We start from the raw sequence: 16,006 nt of genomic DNA, 5'->3' as shown, positions 1-16,006 counted from the left end.
TCTAACTCCGCCTCCTGATCATAAGGGTTGAACCCTTATTTAATTCCCAGATACTCCTTGATCCCTGCAACAATCCCTTTGGCTACACTGTTCTGGAAACTTTCAGTGAACAATGCGGCTTCATCGCTCTTATTGCTCAGGAAACCGGCTTCCAGCAAAACAGCCGGCATCGTTGTTTCACGGGTTACGTGGAGACTTGCCGTTTTTACTCCGCGGTCCTTCAGGCCAGATGATTGCAAGAGATACTTGTGCATCACCGTAGCCAATGCCTTGCTATTCGAACGGGTGTAATATGTCTCCACACCGTTTGCCGCTGCAGACCCGCTGTTCGCATGAATAGAAATAAAGATATCCGCCTTTAATTTTTCTGCGATTTTCACTCGTTCACTTAAAGCCAAAAATGTATCATCGCTGCGCGTAAGCACAACGTCAATGTTAGATTCTTTTTTCAGCAATGCTTCCACTTTCAGAGCCATTGCCAGATTGAAGTCTTTTTCCTTCTTGCCGGTTACACCAATGGCTCCCGGGTCCTGATTACCATGTCCAGCGTCTACAACAACAACTTTTTTGCCGTTGTTGCCAACAGGAGGCTGCGGTGTTGTAGTGCCTTCTTTGTTCAGATCAATCATAACCAGACCAGAGTCACTTTGCACGTCATAACCTTTCGCATTGGTCAGATCAATGACAAAACGAAGAGTAGAAGGACTATTGCTGTACAAGGAATAACGAATCTTCGACACATCCGGATATCCACTCACGACAAGCTGTCCATTCTGGTTGCTGTCCAAAGCTTGTCCTTCACTAAAAGAGTCAGCGAATGCGGTATTTGGCAAGTCTATAACGATTCGATCCGGTCCTGTCATCGTGAAGACGTTCGGCTTCGTATTTCCGCTAGTTGCAATCAAAAAGCGGTTGTCACTGAAGCTGATGCCGTTCACCAGTACAAGACCCTCCTGATCAGATCCTCCACCGTCATTACCAGAGTTCGGAGGAGTGGTTGTCCCGTTTCCGGAACCTGAATTCTGGGTAACTAATGTTACCGTCTTCGTTGTATTGTTCCAACCCACCTTAAGACCCATTTGCTCACCAATGAACCTTAAAGGCACAAGTGTGGTTCCATTTTTCACGAGTGGCGGGGCATCCAGGTTCACGTTACTGCCGTTCACCGTTGCCGTCTTCTGTCCAACAATCATCTGCATGGCAGTGTTGTCTTTGCTAATAGTCACGGTGCTTGTTGCCTGTTTCCAGTCCACACCATATCCCAGGCTCTCCGAAATAACCCGAATCGGAACCATCACACTGCTATTGATGATTTCCGCTTTGGCATCCGAAGGTTGCACAATTTCTTTCCCATCTAGGATAATGTGCGTATCTGCTGCTGCATGACTATAGCCCGGGAAAACGAGCCCAAAGACAAATAACAGTACCAAAAAACCGAACTTCTTCATCCTTCACCCCTACCATTCTCATATTTTTTTGCCGCATGTTGTGAACCTTCAGCTCCGACTGACCACTGAGGCATTACCAGACACCTATTAGACGCCTCGGACTCTCAAAAGTTGCGAATATATTCCAACATAACAGAAAAAAAACGTTGTCAAATCAAGCTTTTTCTACATTTTATTGTCTGATTTTTTCCTTAATTATCAATTATGCATCTCGAAACAACGCACTACCCTGACCTTCATATTTGCGCACAGCCCAAATTAAAGACCCAAATATTCTACAATTCCGTCTACGATGGCCTGTGCACATTTGTTCTGATAATCTTCAGTCAGCATCATTGCTTCATCAGCTGGATTACTTAGAAATCCGAGTTCAAGCAGAACTGCGGGCATCGTTGATTCACGGGTTACATGCAGACTTGCCGTTTTGACTCCTCTATCCTTAAATCCCGTAATCTGCAACACATGCTTGTGCAAAATGTCGGCCAAATCCTTGCTATCTTTACGACTGTACAACGTTTCAATTCCATTAGGAACAGGAGTTGTAAACTTGTTTCCATGGATCGACACAAAAATATCCGCCTGATTCAGTTGGGCAATATCTACACGCTGCTGCAGGGATAATTCCGTATCATCCTGCCTTGTAATCACCGTCTGAATCTCCGTATGTTGTTGCAGAAGTGCCTGAACTTTGAGTCCCACAGCCAAATTAAAGTCCTTCTCATAGGCGCCTGTCACACTGACGGCCCCCGACTGTCGTCCACCATGTCCTGGATCGATAATAACAATCTTTTTACCATCATTGGTTGGTACAGCAGGCTGACTTGTTGGCTCTCCATTACTCGCCGCAAGGTCAACAAGCAACACGTTGTTCTCACCCAGTGACCATTTGGCAGTCGCTGCCTGACTCAGATCAAGGACCACACGCACCGTTGAAGGCGTTTGGCTGAATATTGCATATCGCACCTTGGAAACCAGCGATGAATCCGTAACCAGAAGAGTTCCGCTGCCATCCAGATTGGAAGCCTGTCCCTGGATGAACTCCTTAGCAAATGTGGTGCCGGGCAGGTCTACGATGATACGATCAGGTCCGCTGAGACTGGAAACCTTCGGTGTGATTTTCCCGTTCGTCGCCAAGATTAGACGATCCCCGCCGAAGCTGATACTTTGAAGTTCAGACAGACCTTCCGGTTCAGGAGCTTCCACTGGGTCATTTTCACCCTCGTTACCTGCCACAGGAGGAATGCTTAATAGGCTTACTGTCTTGGTTCCATTGTCCCATCCTACCTGAAGACCCATGCCTTCACCGACAAAACGTAACGGAACCAGTGTAGTCCCTTGTTTAATTAGAGGTGGAGAATCGAGACTCACCCGATTTCCATTTACGGTGGCCGCATCTTCGCCTGCCGTCATCTGGATACTTCTGTTACCTTTGAGAATACGAACAGTCTGTGTGGCTTTCTCCCATTTCACCTGATAACCGAGGTTTTCAGAAACGATCCGAATGGGCACCATCACGGTCTTGCCAGTATTCTCGGCCGGAGCTCCCGACTGCTGATTAATGGTCACACCGTCCAGCACAATCGAGGGAGACGAATCGGCATTTGCCATGACAGGAAATAAACACAGGAACAGAAAAACAAAGACTGCTGCCGACCATTTCTTCATACATTAACCACCATTCTGTTTGTCTTTTGAACCTTCGACCTGATTCGCTGTGATGCAACACTCGACTCTATCTACCCTTCCATAATCTACTAATCAGTTTATCAGATATTGTCACTTCATCCGGTTACAACGTTGTCATATTTAGTCGGAAATAAGACGACAACAGAAGATCATCTTCAAGTGCATGATCTCCTTTTTATATGAAGATATATCGTTTCAAAGATGTCATGTATCTCGTCCTCTTCTATTCTATAATGTACCTTATGGGATACATATTCCGAACAAAATAGGTTGCTATATAAGCGGAAAATCTGACAAACAAGGAGGAAGAAGCATGCTCACACTATATAAGAAAGAACCAGACGGCAAGCTGCTATATGCGGAATACTGGATTGAAGAAGGTCAGGTGGTGGAGCATATCGGTACAATCGGTAATTCCGGCACAACGAGCAAATCAGATTTCACAGGTGTGTATAGGGATGAGGACGAATTCAAAATTGATTTTTTAGAGCGTTTCACAAATCAAGGCTACGAACAGGTTTCAGAACAGGAGGGATATATGCTGCTCGTCCAATACCCCATGAAGAGCATGGCAGGAAACAAACGTGATCTGTGGCTTAAGGATAAGGCGAGTGAAACATTGACAAGTGAACTGGGATGGAAAGGGCTAGGGTTTGTAGACGGGCATGATATGGGCAAAACGGCAAACCCAGTCGCTCAGTACGCCTTGAATATATACTGCTTTGTTGTGGATGAGAAACTTGGTATTCAAACGATTAAGCGAGTACTCAGAGAGACGCGGCTTGACCACACTAGGATCAAAATTGCATCAAGAAAACTGAACAGTGATGGGGAATACGTGTTGAGGCATTCAGCCAAGAAAGATCTTGAATTCTATGTATAAAGATGATTAATATCTTTACTATTTCGGTTTTGTTCATTTGAGAGTACAAGAAAAAGCTTCTGTTCTCTTGGATCGGAACACAGTTCCTTTCTGGAGACAGAAGCTTTCTACAATAGCAACATTTTTTATTGATTAACCAAACAATTTAGCCGCGTGGCGCTGTTCATAAGCTGTAATTTCATCATCATGCTGGAGTGTCAGGCCAATATCATCCAGTCCTTGCAACAGGAACTGACGACGGTGTTCATCCAGGTCAAAGTCAATATGCAATCCATGTGCATCTGTAATCGTTTTGTTTTCCAGATTGACATTCAGTTCATAACCTGCATGAGTCGCTGTACGCTGGAACAGATCTTCTACTTGCTCTTCCGACAGTTTGATTGGCAAAATGCCGTTTTTGAAGCAGTTATTATAGAAAATATCCGCATACGATGGTGCAATTACACAACGGAATCCGTAGTCCATAATCGCCCATGGTGCATGCTCACGAGAAGATCCACAACCAAAGTTGGCGCGTGAGATCAGAATGGATGCTCCTTCGTAGCGAGGTTTATTCATTTCGAAAGAAGGATTATTGTTGCCCTCTTCGTCAAAACGCCATTCGTAGAACAAAAATTGTCCAAATCCGGTCCGTTCGATCCGTTTCAAAAATTGTTTCGGAATGATTGCATCTGTATCTACATTGACCCGATCTACCGGTGCAACGATGCCTTGCAGTGTTTTGAATTCATCCATTTCATTCGTTCTCCCTTCAATCCGTTCCTGTGTTAGATAGCTGCTTCCGTTTTGAAATTCCAGTCACGTACGTCAACAAAGTGTCCCTTAACCGCTGCTGCAGCCGCCATTGCAGGAGATACGAGGTGAGTACGTCCTCCGCGTCCCTGACGTCCTTCAAAGTTACGGTTGGATGTCGAAGCACAACGTTGTCCTGGTTTCAATACATCCGGATTCATTGCCAGGCACATACTGCATCCTGCATCACGCCATTCAAATCCAGCCTCCGTGAAGACTTTATCCAGACCTTCTTTTTCCGCCTGAATTTTAACACGTCCCGAGCCTGGTACAACGATCGCTGTAACATTGCTGGATACGGTGTGACCTTTCGCTACCTGTGCAGCAGCACGCAAATCTTCAATCCGTCCATTGGTGCATGAACCGATAAATACATAATCAACCGGGATTTCGGAAATTGGTGTTCCAGGCGTAAGACCCATATATTCAAGCGCTTTTTCAGCAGCTTTACGTTCATTTTCAGTTGGCAGTTCAGCCGGGACAGGAACTTTCGAAGAAATGTCGGTTCCCATACCTGGGCTAGTACCCCAAGTTACTTGCGGAATTAATGATTCCACATCGATTTCAACTATACGGTCAAATTCAGCACCTTCGTCAGTTACAAGCTCTTTCCAAGCAGCAACCGCTTCATCGAATTTGCCATCAGCAGGTACGTATTCACGTCCACGCAGATATTCAAATGTTGTTTCATCCGGAGCAATCATGCCCGCTCTTGCTCCACCTTCAATGGACATGTTGCAGACGGTCATACGCTCTTCCATGCTCAGTTCACGAATCGACTCACCTGTATATTCTATAACATATCCAGTAGCAAAGTCTGTACCGTATTTGGCGATGACTGCGAGGATCATATCCTTCGCCGTTACACCCGGGTTACGTTTACCTACAAACCGAACTTCCATCGTTTTGGCTTTGGCTTGCTGCAAACATTGGGTTGCCATAACATGCTCTACTTCACTTGTTCCGATCCCGAATGCGAGTGCGCCAAATGCACCGTGTGTGGACGTGTGACTGTCGCCACATACAATCGTTTTACCTGGATGAGTCAAGCCGAGCTCAGGACCCATAACGTGAACAACACCTTGATCGATGGTATCCAGATCATACAGTTTTACGCCGAAGTCACGGCAGTTTTGTGAAAGTGTGTCGATTTGTTGTTTGGAGATTGGATCCGTAATGTTAAAACGATCCTTCGTTGGAACGTTGTGATCCATTGTTGCGAACGTCAGCTCAGGGCGACGGACTTTACGTCCGCTCAGACGCAGACCTTCAAATGCCTGCGGAGATGTTACTTCATGCACCAGATGCAGATCGATATACAAAATGCTTGGTTTGCCTTCTTCCTGATGAATCACGTGATTTTCCCAGATTTTCTCAAACATCGTTTTTTTACTCATCATTTTCACCTCATCATAAGTTCGGTCCTTGGAAGAGCCTCATATATTCCTCTAAAAGTGAAGCTCTTGAATGACATAAATATATCACCCTGTCCTTCATTGTTCCAAGATATAATATCTATAGATGTAATAGGTTTAACCTATAATGAGTGAAATGCAAATAAACCACTGCGCTATGCAGAGGTTACAATTGATAACAATTATCATTATCATATAAGTCTTATACTACGTTCCAGCTTCTTCCCTGTCAATGCTTTTTATGTTAAATAGAAAAACAGCCCTATTATCAGGGCTGCGATGACAAGTCTAACCTGCTCCAGATGATTCCGTCCAAAATCAGTACAACCACAAATAAATAAACGAATGAAATAGCCCACTAGACTTATCTAATGGGCTTTCGCTGTGGAATCGGAAATCATAGTGATTTATAGAATTTGACCGCCCACCATCGTCCAGAGAACCTGAAATTCATCATCCAATAGGACCAGGTCGGCATCGAAACCAGCGGAAATTCCCCCCTTTTGTTGAAATCCAAGAATATTGGCCGGCGTAGTTGAAGCCATCTGTACGGCATCTATCAAGGGAATTCCGGTTTCGACAGTATAACGTAAGGCTTCATTCATGGTAACTGTACTGGAGGCCAGTGTATCATCCTCCAGTCTTGCAATGCCACCCGATACCGTGACATGATGGCCTCCAAATAGATAATTCCCATCGCCCATACCCATTGCTTGTAAAGCATCTGTGATCAAGACCATTCCTTCCGGTCCTTTCAGGTTATGCATCAGTCGAATAATAGCAGGATGTAGATGGACATTATCCACAATAGCTTGAAGACTTACATGTTTCTCTTCAAAAGCAGCCACAATCAGACCCGGATCTCGATGATGGATCGGCCGCATGCCATTAAAACAATGCGTAACATGACTCGCACCTGATGCAAAGGCTTGTTTGGCTTCCTCATATGTGGCATCCGAATGAGCGATCGCTATAACTACTCCCTGTTCTTTCAAAAAGGAAATCAAGTCCATTCCTCCCGGCAGCTCGGGAGCAATAGTAACCATCTTAATGAGTGACCCTGCTTCCTGGAAAATGATCTTCATTTCTTCTATGTTGGGATGCCGCAAATACTTTTCATTCTGCATTCCTTTTCGCTTCGGGTTCAGATACGGTCCCTCTAAGTGAATCCCTGCGATCTTTGCTCCCACTTCTTGTCCTATTACACGCTTGACACTACGAATCATTTTCAGAAGATCCTCCATCGTAGAACTAACAGATGTAGCCAGAAATGAGGTACACCCCGTTAAAGCACATTGGCGTGAAACTTCTTGAATACTCTCTTCAGTACCGTCCATCATATCAAAGCCATTGGCACCGTGAATATGGACATCTATCATTCCTGGGACTAGCAAATGTCCACTCCCATCAATCCGTTCATACTCTCCTTCTAGCGTAGGAAGATCACCTGTGTCTACCCTCATGATTTTCCCTTCAGAAATCCACACATTGGCTGATGGAACGATACGATTGCGAAGTGCCATTTGTACATTATGCAAAATATAATCCATAAAAATCCTCCTCTTCCCGATGGTTATCAGTCTTGCATTCGAACCTCTTCATTTTCTTCCTGACACTCAATAACAGTGATGTTCTTCTGATCCAGAACTTCTCTGATCTCACTCGGGAGTTCCAGATTTGTGACTAAAATGTCAACGAAATCAAAGTCCAGCCGATGAATAGATTTGCCAATAAATTTTGTGTGATCGGCTACTACGATAACCTGATCAGATCTTCTGGCCATTTCTTTCTTTACCCGGGCATCTTCTTCATATGGATAATAAAGTCCATCAGACCGGATCGCCGATGCTCCAATGAAGGCTTTATCAGCACGAATTTCACTTAGTTTGTCGATAATGGAAGAACCATATAAAAAGCGGTGCTTTACATTCAAGTAACCACCGAGAATATAGATTTGAAGATCCTCTCGATTGGACAAGATCCCTACGTTATCAATCGAGTGCGTGACCACCGTACAATTTTTTGCGCTAATTTGTTCTGCTACAAATTGCACCGTGGTTGATACGTCTAAAATCACAGTCTCATGGTCTTGGATAAGTTTTGCCCCAAACTTCCCTATTTTTTTCTTACTCTCGGATTCATCAATCAAACGATCCTGATAAGACAGCATTTCTTTCTGTAACTCAGGTAACGATAGCCCCCCATGAGTTCGAATCACAACGCCTTCTTGTACTAATCTAACAATATCCCTTCGTGCAGTATCCCTTGATACTTCAAACAGCGTACATATATCTGTAACACTCATCGATTGGTGTTGTTTCAAGTATTCGAGTATTTTTAACAATCTTTCCTCTTGATACACAATACATGCACCTCCTTTTAAGTAATTATAAGCATTATTTTAATTTTAGCAAGTTATTATAAGTAAATATTAAGTAAGTGCAAGTATTTATTCCTGGCTGTTCAATAAAAAGACGTTAACCAGATGAATTTACATCCGTTAACGTCTTCATAAGTTAAGATTTACTGCTAAGAAAAAATTAATGAACGGATTTCGGAGCCATTTGCTAAACAAATTGACTTACACCACTCAGATAAATACGATCTTGAGTCGAATGGATTCCCAATAGTTTTTTTTAATGCTCGTTACAGAATTGGACTTCACGCTTTTCACTCCCTTGGGACAGTTCTTTTTGTTATAGTTTTGCCTGTGTTGTATTAACTCTTTTTAAGCAGTGCGAGCGTTTCAGCAAAAATAATGATTTCTTCATTTGTAGTGATATAATGATGGCATAACGAAAGGAATGACGTGTGGATATGGAATTCAGACAACTTCAATATACGCTGCAAATCGCGGCAGAGCGGAACTTCTCGCGGGCAGCAGAGAAGCTGCACATTGCCCAGCCTTCTTTAAGTCAGCAGCTATCCAAACTTGAAAAGGAATTGGGCGTACTGCTATTTCAGCGTAATACCAGCACCGTAGAGTTGACCCATGCAGGGGTCACTTTTGTAGAGCAGGCTCAGAAAATTATTGATGCAGTCGAGCTGCTCAGACAGGAAATGTCGGACATTTCCCAGCTGCGGAAAGGTAAAGTCGTTGTAGGCAGCATGCCGATCACGGGCTCTCACCTGCTTCCGCATGTGCTTCCCGCATTTCAGCAGGCCTATCCCGAGATTGAAGTAACCTTGCTGGAAGACTCCGGGCTGACGCTTGAAAAGTTGACGGCTAGTGGCAAGGCTGACTTAAGTCTGCTATCCCTCCCATTGCAGGAGCCAAGTCTATCTTATGTAACGATTGGTGAAGAGCGAATTGATCTGGCTGTCCCCCCAAATCACCCGCTGGCACGCAGAGGAGATCCGGAGCATCCAGTTCCAGTACGGATGGAAGAGCTTCGCGATGAACCCTTTGTTGTGCTGAAGAAAGGACAGGGATTCCGCAAGCTTACATTTGATCTGTGTGAGGAGGCGGGGTTTGACCCCAATGTGGTGTTTGAGAGTACAAATATTGAGACGGTGCAGTCATTGGTAGCTACAGGTATGGGGATTACACTCGTTCCGCGCTTTATTGCCCGCGCGCCCCGCAGTGAATTTGTTCCTGTTTATGTACCGCTAGCTGAGCCAACTCCCAGTCGTACCCTTGTAGTTGCATACCGCCAAGGACGGGTTCTCTCCAAAGCCGCGGAGGCATTCATTCATACGTTTCAACAAACCGTTGCCGAGCTCTCTCAAGGAGAATAATTGGACGGTCAGCGTATTAACCCTGCTCTATACATGGCAATAAAATAAACCAAGGCTTGACCCATAAGGGCCAAGCCTTGGTTCTATACTCGTCTCCCGCATCCGCAGGATAAAGTTCTTACATGGTATTAGCAGTACATCATCGTTACAGCACAATGTTGCTAAATCATCATTGAATTGTTAACGTAAAAACGTACATATGAGAATTTAAAGTTTGGCGGTTTATTTTCGCAAATTACGTTCACTTGTCAGCCTGTTCTGTTGATTCACAAGGCGGCCTTCGTCCTGAACAGAATGTTCAGGGGGTGATAGCCCTCCTGCCCCATTCTCTAAGAATGGCCTCAAGTGATCTACCCTAGTGTGTTCCTGTTCCAGTCTCCTGAGCGTATCTTTCACATGGTTGTCCATTGATTGATCATCCTCCTTGGTGACGGGATAGTTATCATTACCCGCCTCCCGGATGAATAAACACTTTATTGGAAAAATACATACTTTTATTTGCTACCAAAATAAATGCCAGGTCTACGGTCTTCGAATACCGGAATACGGCCACGAACCTCATCCACAAGCGATGGACGGATAACTCCGGTCACGATCTCTTCTCCTTCTCCGCCTTCAGCCACAATTTCACCCCAAGGATCAATAATGAGGGAATGTCCGAAAAATTCGGTATCTCCGCTTTTCCCTACGCGGTTGCAGGCAATTACGTACATCTGATTCTCGATGGCCCGTGCCGTTAATAATGTACGCCAATGGTGCAAGCGCGGGTTCGGCCATTCAGCGGGGACAATTAATGCTTTGGCTCCGTTCAAGGCAAGCGTTCGAGCAAGCTCAGGGAAACGGATATCGTAACAGATCGAAGCTCCAGCGGTGAGGCCGTTCTCCAATTCAAATATTTCCGGTTCTGCGCCAGGCTGCAAATACTTCTCTTCATCCATCAGTCGGAACAAATGCAATTTATCGTAACGTGTCACCTGAGTTCCTTCACTATTATAGGCGTACATTGTATTGTAGATTTGGCCGTCACGTTTCTCCGCAATGGAACCACCAACGATGGAGATTCGATGCTTTTGGGCAAAAGCCGCGAGCCACTCTCTTGATTTCTGGCCCTCCGGGTCAGCAAGCTCATGAATTTGTTCCAAAGCATAGCCCGTATTCCACATCTCGGGCAGCACAGCCAATCCCAGGTCGGGAACCTGTTCTACCGCTCGTTCGAGCAAAGACTGCATATGTTTATGGTTGGCCTCAGGGTCTCCGATCTGAATATCGCCCTGAATCAGGGCCACACGCATTTCCCTTTGTTGCTGTTCTGTCATGACAAGCACTCCTCTGAACCGTAATACCTGTAATCATAGCTTGATCATTCAAACATCTGCAACCTGTTTTCGTTCTGAACTCCTGCATAATAACTCGGGCAGCAATGTTAACAATCGGTTGCTCGTCATTGCATCGCCTACATTCCATGTTGTTTCCTCCACTACGTACACCTGCTCCTTCTGCACGGCTGGAAGTGCTCGCCAGCTAGGACCCTGCATCAACTTCTCTGTCGCCTGTCGTGCAATCACCTCTTCAGGAAGCAAGATAAATATATGGTCACCGGCATACTGACGAATCGCTTCTGACGAAATTTCCTTATACGCTCTGCCCGCGACAAGCGCCTCCTTCACTTTCGCAACGGGCCTGAACCCCATCGGATGATACAAGAGCGAGGTCAGACCAATATTGCCCATAACAAATAATCGTGCTCCCCGATGATACGTGAATACAGAAGCCGTTTCCCCCGGTTCAATTGAGGCATGAATCTTCATCCACATCTCTTCCATACGTTCCTGATAGGAGGAGAGCCATTGTTCAGCCTCTGATTGCTTGCCAAACCAGTTTCCCACCCTGCAAATCCGATCTTCCAGCGTTGCGTGAGAGTTGTATGCCAGTGTGGGTGCAATTCTGGAAAATTGCTCATATTGCTGTTTGTTAGTACTGTCGAAAATGATCAGGTCTGGTCTCATCCGGACTGCCTCTTCCACATTAACCGGGGCAACTGCATCATATGACTGATCTCCTAATAAACCAATGCCCAGCACTTGCAAATCTCCGCCGAAATCACCATAAAACATAATTCGCTCGGGCTGTGCCGGAATATTCACATCATGACCCAACCAATCCTGAACCAGTGTTTGTTGCTGAATAGATCGGTCATATTGACGAGGCGATAATCCGGTCATTTGACGAAAACGCCTGCTAAAATAATACTCATCCTTAAAGCCGACCCGGGTTGCTATATCCCGAAGCGGTTCATCGGATTTACGCAGCCAATCCTTAGCATGTTTAATTCGTACATGGTTCACATAATCAAGCGGCCTGTGGCCTGTTAATTGTCTAAACAAGTTTGTATATTGCACTGGTCGGATATCTGCAAGACGGGCCAGTTTCGTTACTGTGATTTCCTCAGCGTAATGGTCTTCTACATATTGAATTGTACTGTGTAGTCTGGATTCCATACTCTGCTCCGTTTTTGGTGAAGTGTACCGGGTGATGACCATCTCCATCCATCTCTGAAACTGTGCATTCAAATGGCTGTATTCGGCATCTGTTTGATAATCCCGAATGGCATACAATTGCTCCAACAGCCCACTCAACTGGGCATAAGGATAACCGTTCAATTGATTTCTGTGTTCGAATACAGGACGTGTATACTGCTCGGGATCTCCCGTCAACACATGAATAACATCAAATGATATCACCATATATTTCAATTCCAATCGATTTCCATGTTCAATCTGATATCCCTCGCCTGGAGAAAGCGGGTAAACACATCCGGTGGTAAAGGGAAACTGTTCATGCCCTATATATATTCGACCTTCCCCTTCTTCACAGATCAAAAATGTATGTTTATCGCATGCCACTTCCAGCATCACCTGTTCTGGTTGTTCAATTCGTTGTTCCAGATGATCCAGTCGAAACATGAATGCTGAAAAATATAACCCCCCCGCATCGCCATTCAAAGCCTGCATGATGGTTCACCTCGTTTTTAAAATGAGAATGATTATCATTCTATCTGTATGAACTGATTATAAGCGAGCTTTTGTCATTAATCCAGATCTCGCTGTAATCAGCACAAAAAAGAACTTTCAACGAAATGTTGAAGGCTCTTTTTTAGTCGGCATTTTCGTTCTTAATCCAATACAATATTATGATGTATCAATCGATAAACAATTATTGAATCATTTGTTTCGGCAACTCTTTCAAAAGCCATTCTCTTGAAGTTGCATCACTTGAAGCCTTGATCAGGTCAAAGCGATACACTTTTCCTTCTTTTACAGCGGGCAGGTTCTTCCAAATCGGGCTATCCAACAATTCTTTGGTAGACTGCTTCGCATCATCCGTTACTGGGTCCAGTATAAATACGCGATCACCCGCTATTTCAGGCAGCTTTTCAGTAGAAATCTCTGCAAAGCCCATTCCTTCATCTAATATTTTCTGAATTTCCGCGGTTGGCTTCATCCCATCGGCACCATATAACAACTGTGGCAGTCCTGCTCCGGCCATTACAAACAAGCGATTACCGGGATACATGGTGAATACCGAAGTCGTTTCCCCTTCTTTCAGTCCATTCTCATGAAGCTGCTTCCACATCTCTTCCGTTGCTTTATGATGGGCCGTGATCCAAGCTTCCGCTTCTGGCTTTTTGTTCAATAGATCACCAAGAGTTCGCATGCGATCGTCCAATGAGGCAAATGAATCAAAGGTAACCGTGGGTGTGACCTTCGAGATTTGAGCATATTGTGCCTCATCGCTATTCGAGAAAATGATCAGATCAGGATTCAGGGTAAGCGCCTTTTCAACGCTCAATGGGAAACCTACATCTTCCGCTTGGGCTACCTGATCATCATATACAGTTCCATCTTGACGAAGAATACCTACTGGTACAACGCCCAGCGCTAGCAGATCACCTGTAACTTCACCATGATAAATTACACGCTTCGGCGTAACCGGAACCTCTACATCATGGCCTGTCCAGTCCTTGAACATCCGGGTTTCACCCTCATTGTTATCCGCGGATGCCGTCTGTTCCTGATTGGACTCATCTCCGTTTGTCTGTGTTTCATTAACCGTTTTGGAATCATCTGTTCCGGCAGATGGAGTTGAAGTCTGATTTCCACAAGCCAGCAAAAGAATGGACAACCATGTAACTGTCAATAATACTGCCGTATTTCGTAAACCCTTTTTCATTTCTATTTCTCCCCCTAATAAGTGCTTCGTTCCTGTTTATGAATGATATTGATTATCATTATCGAGTATTATCATAAAACAGGATTTCCCCTAATCTCAATGGACAAAACAAAATATCTCATTTCAGTTTTGTACAAAAACTCAATATTGGCTCCACCCAAGTGTTCATGAAGTGTTCTCCCCCTATACAGCTCGGGATTGACGTGATAAATTAATGAGTACTATATTGCCATCTTTAATAACCGGAGTGATGTATAGCATGACTAATCAGCCTAAAACATCGGGTGGTTCAGCCTTTACCATACCTACATCCGATGTAATGACACAACTTCCAACACAATTTTTTGCTACCCTAGTTCAAAATGTAAACCGCGAAATCGCAAATGGTCACGATGTGATTAACCTAGGTCAGGGTAACCCGGATAAACCTACACCAGCCCACATTGTCAAAACATTGCAGGAGTCGGCGGAGAACCCGCTCTATCACAAATATTCGCCTTTTAGGGGACATGCTTTCCTGAAGGAGGCCGTTGCTCAGCGTTACAAGGAAGATTACAACGTGGACCTAGACCCCGAAACGGAAGTTGCGATTTTATTTGGCGGCAAAACGGGCTTGGTCCAGTTGCCCCAGGTATTGCTCAATCCTGGCGACGTATGTCTCGTACCTGATCCAGGTTATCCGGATTATTGGTCCGGTGTGGCACTGGCGAAAGCGCACATGTCTTTCATGCCACTACTGGAGTCCAATGCATTTCTGCCTGATTATGAAGCAATCTCTACCGAAGATCGGGAAAAGGCCAAGCTGATGTTCCTGAACTACCCTAACAATCCAACATCGGCAACTGCCCCTTTTTCCTTCTATGAAGATACGGTAGAGTTCGCCATTCAAAATAAAATCGTCGTAGCCAGTGACTTCGCGTATGGTGCAATTGGATTTGATGGACATCGTCCAGTGAGCTTTTTGCAGGCACCAGGTGCTAAAGAAGTCGGCATTGAGTTCTACACATTATCCAAAACCTACAATATGGCAGGTTGGCGTGTCGGATTTGCTCTGGGCAATGCGGAGATCATTTCCAAAATCAATCTGCTACAAGATCATATCTACGTGAGCCTCTTCGGGGGCATCCAGGCCGCTGCTGCGGCAGCTCTGACATCTTCCCAGGAATGTGTCACTTCACTGGTTGCACGTTATGAATCACGTCGCAACGCTTTCTATGACGCACTCTCATCCATCGGCTGGCAGGCCCCTAAACCAGGAGGTTCCTTCTTTAGCTGGCTGCCTGTACCTGCAGGCTTTACTTCTGCTTCATTTGCTGACGTGTTACTACGTGAAGCAAAAGTCGCGGTAGCACCTGGTATTGGCTTCGGTTCACATGGTGAGGGCTATGTCCGCGCAGGACTGCTAAGTGATGAAGATCGATTAAGGGAAGCTGCGGAGCGGATTGGCAAGTTGAATTTATTCAAGTAATTTACAGGTGCATAACCCCTTTGCATCTGCCAAGTTTCCATGGTATGTTATAAGGAAATATTGAACGAAACGTGATGACGGGACCAGTACGAGAGGATCAGCCGCGCCCAGAGAGTAAATTCCATCGGGCTGCAAGAATTTACCGCGGCTTCTCTCCGAAACCTACCCCTGAGCGGCCTGTGATGCACAGGACAGTGCCTTCTGTTACAGGGCATGAAGCCGGATGATTCAATCATCAATAAAGGTGGTACCGCGGAAGTAACGAACTTTCGTCCTTTTTAATTAAAAGGGCGGGAGTTTTTTTTGTACCCAACGGTCTGCTCCAGGGTTAATCATTAATATTGTT

The 16,006-nt window shown here is 45.0% G+C and carries 12 protein-coding genes; 3 read left to right on the top strand and 9 right to left on the bottom strand.

Features of this window, described 5'->3' with window-relative positions; genetic code table 11:
* Positions 1–35 precede the first annotated feature (35 nt).
* Positions 36–1,448 (bottom strand): N-acetylmuramoyl-L-alanine amidase family protein, encoded by a 1,413-nt coding sequence (locus tag DC345_RS03980; RefSeq protein ID WP_113051994.1) that lies wholly within the window; start codon positions 1,446–1,448, stop codon positions 36–38.
* A gap of 258 nt (positions 1,449–1,706) precedes the next feature.
* A complete protein-coding gene (locus DC345_RS03975) occupies positions 1,707–3,113 on the bottom strand; it encodes an N-acetylmuramoyl-L-alanine amidase family protein (protein ID WP_113051993.1) in 1,407 nt (468 codons plus the stop codon).
* A 334-nt stretch (positions 3,114–3,447) separates the two neighbouring features.
* Here DC345_RS03975 and DC345_RS31635 point away from each other — a divergent pair, with 334 nt between their 5' ends.
* On the top strand, positions 3,448–4,017 hold the full coding sequence (locus DC345_RS31635; protein WP_181586479.1) for a hypothetical protein: 570 nt from the start codon (positions 3,448–3,450) through the stop codon (positions 4,015–4,017).
* Positions 4,018–4,149: 132 nt separating this feature from the next.
* Here DC345_RS31635 and leuD read toward each other — a convergent pair whose 3' ends face one another.
* From leuD to DC345_RS03950, 4 genes are all read right to left on the bottom strand, one after another.
* The gene (gene leuD, locus DC345_RS03965; protein WP_113051992.1) at positions 4,150–4,752 is read right to left on the bottom strand and encodes a 3-isopropylmalate dehydratase small subunit; all 603 of its coding nucleotides are present in this window, start codon (positions 4,750–4,752) and stop codon (positions 4,150–4,152) included.
* A 32-nt stretch (positions 4,753–4,784) separates the two neighbouring features.
* Positions 4,785–6,206, bottom strand: coding sequence for a 3-isopropylmalate dehydratase large subunit (gene leuC, locus DC345_RS03960; protein WP_113051991.1), 1,422 nt, complete (start codon positions 6,204–6,206; stop codon positions 4,785–4,787).
* A 425-nt stretch (positions 6,207–6,631) separates the two neighbouring features.
* The gene (nagA, locus tag DC345_RS03955) at positions 6,632–7,774 is read right to left on the bottom strand and encodes an N-acetylglucosamine-6-phosphate deacetylase (protein ID WP_113051990.1); all 1,143 of its coding nucleotides are present in this window, start codon (positions 7,772–7,774) and stop codon (positions 6,632–6,634) included.
* A gap of 26 nt (positions 7,775–7,800) precedes the next feature.
* Positions 7,801–8,586 carry a DeoR/GlpR family DNA-binding transcription regulator gene (locus DC345_RS03950; RefSeq protein ID WP_181586478.1) on the bottom strand — a complete coding sequence of 262 codons (786 nt, stop codon included), beginning with the start codon at positions 8,584–8,586 and terminating at the stop codon, positions 7,801–7,803.
* A gap of 455 nt (positions 8,587–9,041) precedes the next feature.
* Between DC345_RS03950 and DC345_RS03945 the strand changes: the two genes are divergently transcribed.
* A complete protein-coding gene (locus DC345_RS03945) occupies positions 9,042–9,962 on the top strand; it encodes a LysR family transcriptional regulator (RefSeq protein WP_064636917.1) in 921 nt (306 codons plus the stop codon).
* Positions 9,963–10,456: 494 nt separating this feature from the next.
* Here DC345_RS03945 and DC345_RS03935 read toward each other — a convergent pair whose 3' ends face one another.
* From DC345_RS03935 to DC345_RS03925, 3 genes are all read right to left on the bottom strand, one after another.
* Positions 10,457–11,278, bottom strand: coding sequence for a carbon-nitrogen family hydrolase (locus DC345_RS03935; protein WP_113051987.1), 822 nt, complete (start codon positions 11,276–11,278; stop codon positions 10,457–10,459).
* A gap of 48 nt (positions 11,279–11,326) precedes the next feature.
* Positions 11,327–12,973 (bottom strand): AraC family transcriptional regulator, encoded by a 1,647-nt coding sequence (locus DC345_RS03930; RefSeq protein WP_113051986.1) that lies wholly within the window; start codon positions 12,971–12,973, stop codon positions 11,327–11,329.
* 202 nt (positions 12,974–13,175) lie between these two features.
* Entirely contained in the window at positions 13,176–14,192 is a 1,017-nt protein-coding gene (locus tag DC345_RS03925; RefSeq protein WP_113051985.1) for an ABC transporter substrate-binding protein, read from the bottom strand.
* Between the two features lie 259 nt (positions 14,193–14,451).
* On the opposite strand from DC345_RS03925, the gene DC345_RS03920 reads away from it, so the two are divergent.
* Entirely contained in the window at positions 14,452–15,660 is a 1,209-nt protein-coding gene (locus DC345_RS03920; RefSeq protein WP_113051984.1) for a pyridoxal phosphate-dependent aminotransferase, read from the top strand.
* Positions 15,661–16,006 lie beyond the last annotated feature (346 nt).

It is taken from the genome of Paenibacillus taichungensis (genome assembly GCF_003287275.1).
Taxonomy (GTDB): Bacteria; Bacillota; Bacilli; order Paenibacillales; family Paenibacillaceae; genus Paenibacillus; species Paenibacillus taichungensis_A.
Note: the sequence above shows the minus strand (reverse complement) of the source record. Positions and strands in the feature narration are given on the sequence as shown.

Bases quoted from the DNA above. Each gene is read 5' to 3' on its own strand.
- DC345_RS03980 (WP_113051994.1), bottom strand. From the start codon at position 1,448: ATGAAGAAGTTCGGTTTTTTGGTACTGTTATTTGTCTTTGGGCTCGTT.
- DC345_RS03975 (WP_113051993.1), bottom strand. From the start codon at position 3,113: ATGAAGAAATGGTCGGCAGCAGTCTTTGTTTTTCTGTTCCTGTGTTTA.
- DC345_RS31635 (WP_181586479.1), top strand. From the start codon at position 3,448: ATGCTCACACTATATAAGAAAGAACCAGACGGCAAGCTGCTATATGCG.
- leuD (WP_113051992.1), bottom strand. From the start codon at position 4,752: ATGGATGAATTCAAAACACTGCAAGGCATCGTTGCACCGGTAGATCGG.
- leuC (WP_113051991.1), bottom strand. From the start codon at position 6,206: ATGAGTAAAAAAACGATGTTTGAGAAAATCTGGGAAAATCACGTGATT.
- nagA (WP_113051990.1), bottom strand. From the start codon at position 7,774: ATGGATTATATTTTGCATAATGTACAAATGGCACTTCGCAATCGTATC.
- DC345_RS03945 (WP_064636917.1), top strand. From the start codon at position 9,042: ATGGAATTCAGACAACTTCAATATACGCTGCAAATCGCGGCAGAGCGG.
- DC345_RS03935 (WP_113051987.1), bottom strand. From the start codon at position 11,278: ATGACAGAACAGCAACAAAGGGAAATGCGTGTGGCCCTGATTCAGGGC.
- DC345_RS03930 (WP_113051986.1), bottom strand. From the start codon at position 12,973: ATGCAGGCTTTGAATGGCGATGCGGGGGGGTTATATTTTTCAGCATTC.
- DC345_RS03925 (WP_113051985.1), bottom strand. From the start codon at position 14,192: ATGAAAAAGGGTTTACGAAATACGGCAGTATTATTGACAGTTACATGG.
- DC345_RS03920 (WP_113051984.1), top strand. From the start codon at position 14,452: ATGACTAATCAGCCTAAAACATCGGGTGGTTCAGCCTTTACCATACCT.